The organism is Mesorhizobium sp. LNJC391B00 (assembly GCF_000502535.1).
GTDB lineage: Bacteria > Pseudomonadota > Alphaproteobacteria > Rhizobiales > Rhizobiaceae > Mesorhizobium.
Genome location: NZ_AYWI01000029.1, coordinates 1 through 10,116, shown reverse-complemented (window position 1 = coordinate 10,116; position 10,116 = coordinate 1). Strand labels below are relative to the sequence as shown.

9 protein-coding genes are annotated in these 10,116 nt (G+C 65.8%); all 9 read left to right on the top strand.

Annotated elements, in window-relative coordinates; genetic code table 11:
* Positions 1–802, top strand: an 802-nt coding sequence (locus tag X750_RS1000000166630; protein WP_031243856.1) for a hypothetical protein, incomplete at its 5' end; no start/stop codon positions are given.
* Positions 803–850: 48 nt separating this feature from the next.
* Complete coding sequence (locus tag X750_RS134465) at positions 851–1,093, top strand: hypothetical protein (protein ID WP_023749044.1); 243 nt, start codon at positions 851–853, stop codon at positions 1,091–1,093.
* 153 nt (positions 1,094–1,246) lie between these two features.
* The gene (locus X750_RS134470; protein WP_023738679.1) at positions 1,247–2,164 is read left to right on the top strand and encodes a phage capsid protein; all 918 of its coding nucleotides are present in this window, start codon (positions 1,247–1,249) and stop codon (positions 2,162–2,164) included.
* A 74-nt stretch (positions 2,165–2,238) separates the two neighbouring features.
* Positions 2,239–2,538 carry a hypothetical protein gene (locus X750_RS134475; protein WP_023738680.1) on the top strand — a complete coding sequence of 100 codons (300 nt, stop codon included), beginning with the start codon at positions 2,239–2,241 and terminating at the stop codon, positions 2,536–2,538.
* 27 nt (positions 2,539–2,565) lie between these two features.
* Positions 2,566–3,213, top strand: a complete 648-nt coding sequence (locus X750_RS134480) for a hypothetical protein (protein ID WP_023749043.1) — start codon at positions 2,566–2,568, stop codon at positions 3,211–3,213.
* Positions 3,214–5,703: a hypothetical protein gene (locus X750_RS134485; RefSeq protein WP_023749042.1), complete on the top strand. Its 2,490-nt coding sequence runs from the start codon at positions 3,214–3,216 to the stop codon at positions 5,701–5,703. It abuts the gene before it with no gap.
* Positions 5,703–6,254, top strand: a complete 552-nt coding sequence (locus tag X750_RS134490) for a hypothetical protein (RefSeq protein WP_023749041.1) — start codon at positions 5,703–5,705, stop codon at positions 6,252–6,254. Before X750_RS134485 ends, X750_RS134490 begins: the two co-directional genes overlap by 1 nt.
* Positions 6,254–9,397 carry a phage tail tip lysozyme gene (locus X750_RS1000000166625; RefSeq protein WP_023749040.1) on the top strand — a complete coding sequence of 1,048 codons (3,144 nt, stop codon included), beginning with the start codon at positions 6,254–6,256 and terminating at the stop codon, positions 9,395–9,397. The genes X750_RS134490 and X750_RS1000000166625 overlap by 1 nt, the downstream gene beginning before the upstream one ends.
* 100 nt (positions 9,398–9,497) lie before the next feature.
* A partial coding sequence (locus X750_RS01000000163555) for a hypothetical protein (protein WP_032904924.1) occupies positions 9,498–10,116 on the top strand: 619 nt, incomplete at its 3' end.

Here is a 10,116-nt window from a genome sequence, read left to right as displayed (position 1 = left end):
GGCGGCAGCGGGTGCAGGTGGCTCCGGCGACGCCGCCGCCGCCGCAGCGGCAGCAGCTGCAGCCGCTGGCGCGACCGGGCCTTACCGCCCGCAGGGCCTGCCCGAAACGATGTTCGGCAAGGATGATCGCGAGACGATCGACAAGCAGCACAAGGCGCTTGAGGGCTATCGCCAGCGCGATTCGGCGGTGCCCGACAAGATCGAGGCCTATAACGCCTTCGAAATCGACAAGGCGCCGGAAGCCATCCGGCCGCAGCTGCAGGCGCTGGCGGCCGATCCGCTGTTCGGCGCGGTCGCCAAGGTGGCGATGGAAGAGAAAATCCCTGTGGCGTCGCTGCACAAGCTGACCACGGCGCTCTACTCCCAGGCGCAGGAAGCCGGCATGCTTGAAGCGGCGATCGACCCGGTGGCCGAACGCGCCGCGCTGTTGCCGGAAACCGCCAAGAGCCTTCCGAAGGCCGAGCAAGACAAGGCCATCGATGCCCGCATGCAGGCCAACGAAGACTTCGTCAACCTCATGCAGCAGCACGGCCTGCCCAAGGAAGTCGGGGAACATGGGCTGTTGATGCTCATGGACACCGCCAAGGGCAACCAGCTGATCGAGTTCTTCGCCTCCAAGATGACCGGCGGCGACAAGGCGCAACCGTTCTCCGGCGTCGGCGCTGCGCCGGCAGGGTCGGGCGCCCGCGACGCGCTGAAGGCCCAGCTGGCCGCGCCGGAAATGAACCCGCAGCATCCGAAGTTCGACCGCGCCAAGCACGACGCGCTCGACGAGCAATACAAGAAGCTCATCGGCGTCTGATCGTTTACCGCGTCCGGCGGTCCCCGGGCATCAAGGAAGGAACCTGCCATGGTAAGGAATATTCGCTCCTGCTTTTTCAGTTTCGTCAGCGTTATCGCATTCGCGCTCGCGTTCGTGCTGGCGCCGGCGTACGGCATTGCTTTCGATCCTGCCGCCGAAATCGCTCTGCAGTCGGCTCTCATTCAACCGTCCGATTGCTCGGAATGCGCGCGGCTCAACAAGGCCATCCGCACTGCCGAAGTTCGCAGCAGCCTCGAAGACACCGCCCGGCTTCAATACGAGCTTGGCTGACCGCAATTGACGCCGCGCCGGCCGGGTCATTCTCGGCCGGCGCAACCAAGGGAGCGACCCGGCGGCGGCGGGCTATCCTTCACCGGACCCTGCAGGAACCGGCTCTATCGGCCCCACGGCTGCTTTTGAACAGCAACCCAAAGGGGATTTCCCATGTCGATCCAGATCGCTGCCTGGTTTACCGAAAAGATCAAAGACAAAGTCACCGTCCAATTTCAGGCCCATGGCGGCCTGCTCGACGGCACCATGATGTCGGGTGACACCCAAGCCAACACCGTCAAGTTCCCGATTATCGGCCGCACCGAAGTCTACAAGCTCACCGGCGCCATCGAGCGCGTTCCTGTCACCGGCACCGGCCTGACCACCGTCCAGCTGACCATGGATGATTTCGAGGCGTCCGACTGGTGGCGCGTGCAGGATGCCTACAAGGCCGGCCCGAACGAACAGGCCGCCCTGGTGACCATCATCACCGCCGCCATCCGCCGCAAGCGCGACAAGATCAAGCTCGACGCGCTGGCAACCTTCGCGTCCGGCGGCGCGGGCGTCACCACGATCGGCAACGGCACCGCGGTGATCGACATCATCGACCTCGAACAGGCCCGCGCGCAGATCGCCGGCACCGGAGCCGACGATACCGGCGAAGTGCAGGTGTTCTGCATGCTGCCTGCGATGTGGATGAGCCAGCTCAAATTCTACAAGGAATTTTCCGACGCGCAGTGGGTCGGGCTGGACAATTCGCCGTTCTCGAAGATCCAGCGAATGCGCACCCGCACGTGGAGCGGCGTCCACTACATCGAGGGGCCGGATGAGTATTTCGCCGGCAAGGATGGCACCTCGCTTTACGCCTACATGTGGCACCACGATTCGATTGGCGCGGAAACGCCGTGGAACAAGGAAGCGCCGACCATCACCCAGGAAACCATCATGCAGGGCTCTCCCTACCTGGTGAAGGCCGGCCTGGGCGGCGCCGCTGTCGGCATCCAGGCGGCCGGCGTCAAGCGTCTCGACTTCCTGAAGATTGCCAAGCCGGTTCGCCCGGCCGTGCTGACCGACGAAATCCCGGCCGGCTAACCGATCGCCAGCGGGCCGCCTGCCATCCGGCGGGCGGCCCGTCGCTTCAACGCTTCAACAGGAGAACATTTCCCATGGCCTTCAATCCTCGCTCGCTGGCGCTCTACAATTCCACGCCCTACGGCTCCGCCGGCAAAAGCACCAACTGGTACAATTACACCACGGCCGATGCCGTCGCGACCGTCATTGCGGCCGGCTATTTCGGCACTGGAGTTTCCGGCGTCGTCGGCAGCAACAAGCTCAACGTCAACGATGTCATCGACTGCCTCTGCGTCGCCGATGGCGTCGCCGATCGCGTGGCGCTGATCGTCACTGCCGTGCCGGCCGGCGGCAACATCACCGTCGCCGTCAACACCGACGCTGCTGGCGCGTAATCGCCGGCAAGCCGGCAGAGGGACATCATGGCCGAAGCGGAAATCGACAAGGCAATGATCGTGAATTGGGCGCTGGTCGAACTCGGGCTGGCGCCCAAATTCTCGATTGACGAACAGACCACGCTTGGCGGCCTGGTCGATATTTTCTGGCCGCGCGCGATCGCCCGCACCTTCGGCCTGCACGACTGGACCTTCTGCCGGCAGACCTTTCTGCTCACGCGGCAGGAAGCCACGCCCGTCATCGGCTACACCTATGGCTTCGATCTGCCAGGCGGCATTTTGGGGCCGCCGCTCAAGCTCACCTCCGATGCCCTGTGCAACGTGCCGTTGCGCGACTTCGCCATCGAGGGCACAACCGTTTTTGCCAATGAGCCGGTCGTGTACGCGCGCTGCAAGCAGGCGCTCGACCCGGCCGCCTGGCCGCCGCAATTCGCCGATGGCTTCGCCACGCTGCTGGCCTCCTATCTTGCCGTCCCATTGACGCAGGACAGCGACTTGAAGGCCGACAAGGAAGCCGCGGCGATCGGCACGCCCGCGACCGGCGGCGCCGGCGGCATCTTCGGCCGTCTGATCGCCCAGGACCGCGCCGGCTCGCCGGTCGGCTCGCCGATGGAAACCGATATCTTGTCGGGCGGCCGCGCCGGCGGCGCCTATCCGTGGTTCGGGCGGTTCTAGATGGTCGCGCGTCCGGCCGCCCCGCAACGTTCCTGCAATGCCGGCGAATTCACGCCGGAGGCGAAAGGCCGCGTCGACATCAAGCAGTATTATGCCGCAGGCCTGGCCTTCAAGGGCATCGAGCCGGTGCCGCAGTCCGGCTTTCGCCGCATGGGCGGCACCTGGCGCAAGGGCGAGTGGCGCCGGCCGCTCTCGGCCCGCGCCATCACCGCGCCGACGCCAGCGGCCGGGCCGTTCACCGGAACGCAAACCATCTGGAGCGGCACGGTTGCCGGCACGGTCGCGGCGGTGCTGGTGTCGACGCTGGCGATATCTGCCGGCACAGCGACCTTCACCATTGAAGCCTTTGTCGGGGGCGTGTGGGTCGCGGTCGGCGGCCCGTTCGCGGTTGCAACCGGCACGCCGGCGACCCGCCTTGCCGCCTATGCGCCCGGCCAGCAGAAAACCGCTACCAGCCTGCGCATCCGCGCCACCTTTTCGGTCGGCGCCACCACTGTCTCCGGCCTCGTGGTCAGCGCCTTTTTCGAAAGCGGCACGGCATTGCGGCCACGCTTTGTCGACCTGACACCCGACCAGGGCAACGCTCTGGCCTGTTTCGTCACAGCCGGCATTGCCGATTTCTACACCGACACCGGTTTCGTGGGCTCGGCGCGCATCGCCACTGTCACCGACACCATGCTGCCCGATCTGGCCTTCTACTCCGAAGGCAACACCATCGGCATTTTCCACGGCCAGCTCGAAACCGTGCGGCTGTTTCTGGCGACCTCCGGTCAGCTGCACGACTGGCGGCAGGATCTGTGGCCTTACGATCCGGTGCCATCGGCCGATCTGGGCGGCGTCTACGCAAAGACCGATGACGTGTGGGAGGTTTTCTTTCGCTGGATTCCCGACCCGGAAGCCTATCTGTCGATCACCGTCAACGGCGAGTCGACGACAGCCATTCCGCTCAAAAGCGTCGGCACTGGCCTGCCAATCGGCATCAACAGCGCCATTGTGCCTGGCGACTGGACCGCCTGGGCCACCGAACTGGCGCTCGCCATCGAGGGGCTGCCTTCGCTCGGCCCCGGCGTGTCGGGCGTGTGGAGCAATGTGAGCGGCAACAACACCGAGAAGATTACCTTCACTTTCGGCGGCGATCTGGCCGGTGATGAATACGAATTTTCCGCCATCATCGCCAACACCGCCGACGCTTCGGCGCTGCCGTTCCATACACAGGTCGGCAAGACCGATACGGAAGAAGTGTTCTCGACCGCCAAGGGCTGGCCTGGCGGCGCCACCCTGGTGCAGGACCGGCTGGCTTACTACCGCATCCCGGCTGTGACCGGCGCCATGGCCATGAGCCGGGTCGCCGAATATTTCGACCTCAACATTGAAGGCACGACAGACGCCGCGGCACGGCTCGACAAGCTGCGTTCGCAGACCAACGAAACCATCCTGCACGTCAAGGATTCGACCAGTCTTTTCGTCTTCACCGACCTTGCCCTTTATTTCGTCCCGAACCGGACCATCGAGCGCAACACGCCGCTGAATTTCGTCCCGGCCAGCGAGATCGGCGCGCAGCCGAATTGCCGGCCGTTCACGCTGGAAGGCGAGGTGTACTATGTCGCCATCAACCCGCAGGGACTGCCGTTCGCCGCCCAGGGCGGTAAGCAGGTGCTGCGCGTCACGGAAGCGGTGACATCGGCGACGACGAATTTCAACGCCGACCCGGTGTCTCTGCTGGCCTCGCACCTGGCCGACAATCTCATTCGCAGCGCCAACCAGAAGCCGGCCAACGATCTCGACGCCTCCAAGGGCTGGCTGATGCGCACCGATGGCCGGTTGATTGCCTGCCAGATGATCCGCAACCAGGACATCAACGGCTATTGCGAGTGGCTGGCGGCCGGCGGCGGCCTGGTGCGCGAAATCGGCATCGACGGCAAGAACCGGCTTTGGCTGGCGGTCGAGCGGGCCGGGCGCACGTCGATCGAGCTTTACGACACCACGATCTACCTGCAGGACACGGTCAACGCCGTTCCCGACCTTGCCGGCGTCATCACCGGCCTTGCCTTCGAGGACGGCGCCGAACTGTGGGCCAAGGCCGATGGCTATGTGCTGGGCCCGTTCGCCTGCGCCGGCGGCTCGATCGCGCTGGGCGACGCCTACGCCGCCGCAACGGTCGGCCGCTGGATCGCGCCGCGTTTCGAGACCATGCCGCAGGTGCTGGTGACCGGCAGTGACGAGGTGGTCTTGCGCCCCGGCCGCATCCACACGCTGCACGTCAACATCGCCGACACCGACAGCATCGCCGTTGGCGCCAATGGCGAAGCAGCGGAAGACGTCGAGCTGCACGACACCAACGACCAGGTGGATGCGCCGATGCCGGTGAAGACCAAGCTTCTGACCGTCACGGGCCTGCTGGGCATGATGGAAGGCACAACCGCCGTCATCACGCAAAAGCGGCCGGGCGAGCTTCGGGTGCGCGATATCGCAATGGGGACCAAACTCTGATGCAAGTCCTACTGGCAATCCCGGCGGCACTCGGATTTGGCGGCGCCACCGCCGGCGCAACGGCGGCCGGCGCTGCCGGTACGGCCGCCGCCGCAGGCAGCGGTATTTCGCTGGCTGGCATCCTGCAGGGCACGGCGACCGTGCTGGGCATCGTCTCGGCGATCGGCGCGGGCAACGCCGAGGCGGCGCAGAACGAAATGGCCGCTTCCGACGCCGAAAGCGAACAGAGCATCGAGACGCTGCAGGGCATCAACCGGCGCACGTCGATCAAGCGCCAGATGGCCGACGCGCTGGGCGCGCAGGACGTTGCCTATGCAGGGTCCGGCGTCGACTTGTCCTTTGGCACCGCAAAAGCTGCCCGCACCGACGCCTACCGCGAGGCCGACCTTGGCCTGTCGACCGCAACCGGCACCGAAATGACGCGGGTTTCGCGGCTGGCCGAACGCGCGACCAGCTACCGCGCCGCCGCCAAATCGGCGCGCCGCCTGGGCTTCCTCAATGCGTTCACCGGCGGCGTCGACAATCTTCTGTCCTTCTCGGAGCGTGGCTGATGACGACGAAACCCCTGCAGCCGGTCAGCTACCGACCGTTTCGCGTCGAACCGGTGCTGGCCGATGGACTGCTGCCGGTGGCACGCCCAGGCGGCGAGCTGCTGCAGCGCGCCTCGGAAGGTCTGTTTCGCATGGCGGCGCAGGCAGGCCAGATTGCCGATCGGCAGGCAGCCAGGCAGGGCGCGCAGGCGGGCGAGCAAGCAGCACTCGCCGGCCGGCCCGACGCCGAATACACCGGCGGCGGAGATCCCGCCGGCGGCGAAGTTTCCGTGGGCGAGACCGGCGCCAGCGCACCGGGCGGTTCGCGCAGCGAGCTCGCGAAGCGCGCCAAGGCTTACCTCATGGGCAAATATGGCGTGTCGAGCGTCTACGCCGCCGGCCTGCTGGGTCAGTTTGCCGGCGAGAGCAATTTCAACGTCAACGCCATCAATCGCGGCGACGGCGCGGACGGCTCGCACTCCATCGGCATCGGCCAGTGGAACGGCAAACGAGCGCGCAATCTGAAAGCCTTCGCCGCTTCCAAGGGCAAGCCGGTCAATGACTTTGAAACCCAGCTCGATTTCGCCATGCACGAGCTGCAGACCAGCGAAGTCGGCACCGGCCGCCGGCTGGCCGCTGCCCGCACTGTCGAGGAAGCGACCGCCGCCGGCGTCGGCTTCGAACGGCCGCAGGGCTGGACGCCGCAGAACCCGAAGGCGGCACTTGGCTGGAAACACCGGCTGGCGGCTGCGCAATCGATCTACGGCACGGAAGTCGCTGCCGGCGCCGGCGGCGACACCACGGCGGCGATCGCGCCGGCGCCGGCCGGGCCGATCAAGGGCCTGGTCGAACCGGGCAACATCGATCTGGCAGCGCGGCCTGTCGTCAAGAATGCAGACGGCACAATTAGCACCGTGCGGTCCGTATCGTTCGAATTGGACGGCAAGGAAGTTTTGATCCCGACCGTTTCGCCGGATGGCAAGATCCTCAGCAACGAGGATGCTATCAAGCTGTACCGCAAGACAGGCCAGCACCTTGGCAAATTCGACAATGCCGACGACGCAACCACCTATGCCAAGTCACTGCATGAGAGCCAGGCGCAGTTCTATGGCGGCGCCGGCGACAACAAGCCTAAACTGGAAACCAGTGGCGGCGGCTTCCGCCCGACCGGAACGGACACCATTCGCGGCCGCGCCTTCGACGAGGCCGGCACGAAGGTCTATCTGCAGCAGGTCGATTCGGAAATGCGGTCGACCACGCAACAGCTGTTCGAACAATATCGCGACGATCCGGCCGGCCTCGAAAAGGCCATGGGCGACCTCAAGGGCGCGCTGAAAAAGGACCACATTTTCCCGGAAATCGAGGCCGACTATGACGTTGGCTTCGATCGGCTGGCCGACAGCTACCTTGGCCAGGCGCGCGAAAACCTCGCCAAGAAGGTCGAGCTGCAGCAGCGCGCCGAATTCATCGACCAGACCAGCCAGCTCGAAACCGACCAGCAGAAGCTGCTTGCCGGTTTCGACCCGAACAGCCCCGACGCCGGCAATGCCATCGCCAGCGCGCAAGCATCGATCGACCAGCACTATGACGCCGCCGTGCGCAACGGCATCATGGACGCCGACGATGCGGCGCGGGCCAAGATCGAAAGCCGCCGCAACACCGCGCTGGCCTATTACGGCAAACAGGCCGATGCGCTCGGCGCCGATGGCGTCAAGACCATGCGCGAGGAAATGCAGAAAGACATGGCCGATGGCGGCATTGAAGGGCTGGACGGCCAAGGCTGGTCGACGCTCGACGCCGGGCTGCAGCGGCTGGAAAAGACCAAGCGTAGCGAAGCGGTGCGCGCAGAGGACGATTTTCGCGAGCGCGGCGACAAGATGGCGTTGCGGCTGCAGGCCGGCGTCGATGTCAATCCAGGCGAATTGTCCACCTTCATGATGGATGCCGCCGGCACACCAGGCGGCAAGGCGGTGCTGCAGGAAACGCTGGCGAAGATCTCCGTTGGCCGCGCCATCCGCGATTTCAGCCTGCCGGAGGCCGAGAAGCACGTTGCCGGGCTGCGCAAGCAATATGGCGACAAGCCGACCGACACCGAGCTGCGCACGCTGATGTTCGCCGAAAAGATGGTGGACGAGAAGCGCAAGGAAATCTCGACCGACATGGTGAGCTATGCCGAAAAGCAGGGCATCGTGCCGGAGACCCCGCCGCTGACCGATGCCGCGACGGCCGAGGACATGAGCGCGATCATGTCGCAGCGCGCCAAATCCGCCGAGCAGGCCTCGAAAGAGCTGGGCGTGCCGGCGCGCTATCTCAAGGCCGGCGAGGCCGCAGCACTTGGCAAGACCATTCGGGAAAACCCGGAGAGCGGCGCGGCCATGGCCGGCGCGATCGTCGCCGGCGCCGGCAACGCGGCCGCCGATGTGCTGGCCGAGTTCGGCAAGGATGCGCCGATGATCGCCGAAAGCGGCGCCATCATCGCCTTTGGCGGATCGCCGCGCGCGGCCGAAGACGTGATCCTTGGCTATGGCAAGACACCGGACGGCAAGGCGATGAAAGACTTTGCGACCGACGCCGCGCGCGAAAACTTCGAAACGGTGGCCGGCAACGCGCTTGAACTCGCCCCGGAAGATTCGGCCCGCATCAAGAGCGCGGCCGCCTCGATCGCGCGCAAGCGAATTTCAGAGGATGGTCTAGACCCGAAATCGGACGAGGCGAAGGCCGTCCACTCGCAGGCCGTGCAGGAAGCTGCCGGCGCGGTCTACGATCGCGGCGTGCAGTTCGGCGGCTTTACCACGGTCGGCGGCAGTTATTTCTCGTCCGGCCAGAAGGTGCTTGTGCCGTCCGACATCCGCGCGGACCGCTTGGAAGACCTTTTGCACGCGGTCACCGACAGCGACCTTGCGACGCTGCCGCATCAGCCAAAGGCGGGAATAGGCTTTTTCGGGTCGATCCGCGGTGCCGGCAAGCGCGTGCCCCAGGGCGGCGCCGACACCATCCGCAACGCCACGCCGGTGGCAGTGCAGGGCGGCTTCGCCTTCGCCGCCGGCGACATCAACACCGCCGATCCGCAATGGATCATGGCCGAAGACGGCCGGCCGTTCATCCTCGACCTGGTGGCGATGCGACCAAAACTCGAAACCCGCGTGCCGGGAGCCTATCGCTAATGGAAAACCTGCAATCCCTGGCCATCCCCTACGTGAGAAAAGCGCTCTGGATCGCTGCCGGCGTGGCACTTGTCGTTGTCGCCGGCGTGTGGTGGCTCTGATGTTCCTCTACAAGACCGGCTTCGGCGACAACCCGACATTCGCGCCGAGCTTCGCCGACACGATGGCGAAGGAACAAAGTCAGCGCGACGCGGCGGCAGCGCTGTGGGACACGACGCGCGATCTGGCCGACTACCGCGACAATTCCAACGCCGAGGACGTGGCAATCGGCGAGGCCTATGCGCGCCGCAACAAGGCGATCTTCGAAGCGACCGGCGTTCAGTTGCCGAACCCGCGCAAGGATTTTACCGAAAAGGACCTGCAGGAAGGCGCGCGCATCGCCGACGCCGGCGGCAATCCGTGGTCGGTGATGGAAGGCCGCGAAGCCGCTTGGCAGCGCCAGGCGGCCGAGCTGGCGCGCATGAAACCGGAATTCGCCGGCGTGATCGGCATCGAGCGGCCGATCGTGCAGGACGCCTATGCGATCACGCGTGGCGCCGAGGAAGCCGCTGGCGCTGCGGAAGCGCAGGCCAACGCGGTCGGTCTCGGCCGTGGTCGCAAGCTTGCCAGCTCGCTGGCTGGCGGTGTTGTAGGCGCTCTGCGCGATCCGATGCAGGTGGCGACGCTGGCGCTCGGCGGCGGCGCGGCCGCTCCGGCGCGCGCGCTGGGCTGGCGGCTGC

Coding starts and splice junctions, on each gene's coding strand:
- X750_RS134465 (WP_023749044.1), top strand. CDS start 851: ATGGTAAGGAATATTCGCTCCTGCTTTTTCAGTTTCGTCAGCGTTATC.
- X750_RS134470 (WP_023738679.1), top strand. CDS start 1,247: ATGTCGATCCAGATCGCTGCCTGGTTTACCGAAAAGATCAAAGACAAA.
- X750_RS134475 (WP_023738680.1), top strand. CDS start 2,239: ATGGCCTTCAATCCTCGCTCGCTGGCGCTCTACAATTCCACGCCCTAC.
- X750_RS134480 (WP_023749043.1), top strand. CDS start 2,566: ATGGCCGAAGCGGAAATCGACAAGGCAATGATCGTGAATTGGGCGCTG.
- X750_RS134485 (WP_023749042.1), top strand. CDS start 3,214: ATGGTCGCGCGTCCGGCCGCCCCGCAACGTTCCTGCAATGCCGGCGAA.
- X750_RS134490 (WP_023749041.1), top strand. CDS start 5,703: ATGCAAGTCCTACTGGCAATCCCGGCGGCACTCGGATTTGGCGGCGCC.
- X750_RS1000000166625 (WP_023749040.1), top strand. CDS start 6,254: ATGACGACGAAACCCCTGCAGCCGGTCAGCTACCGACCGTTTCGCGTC.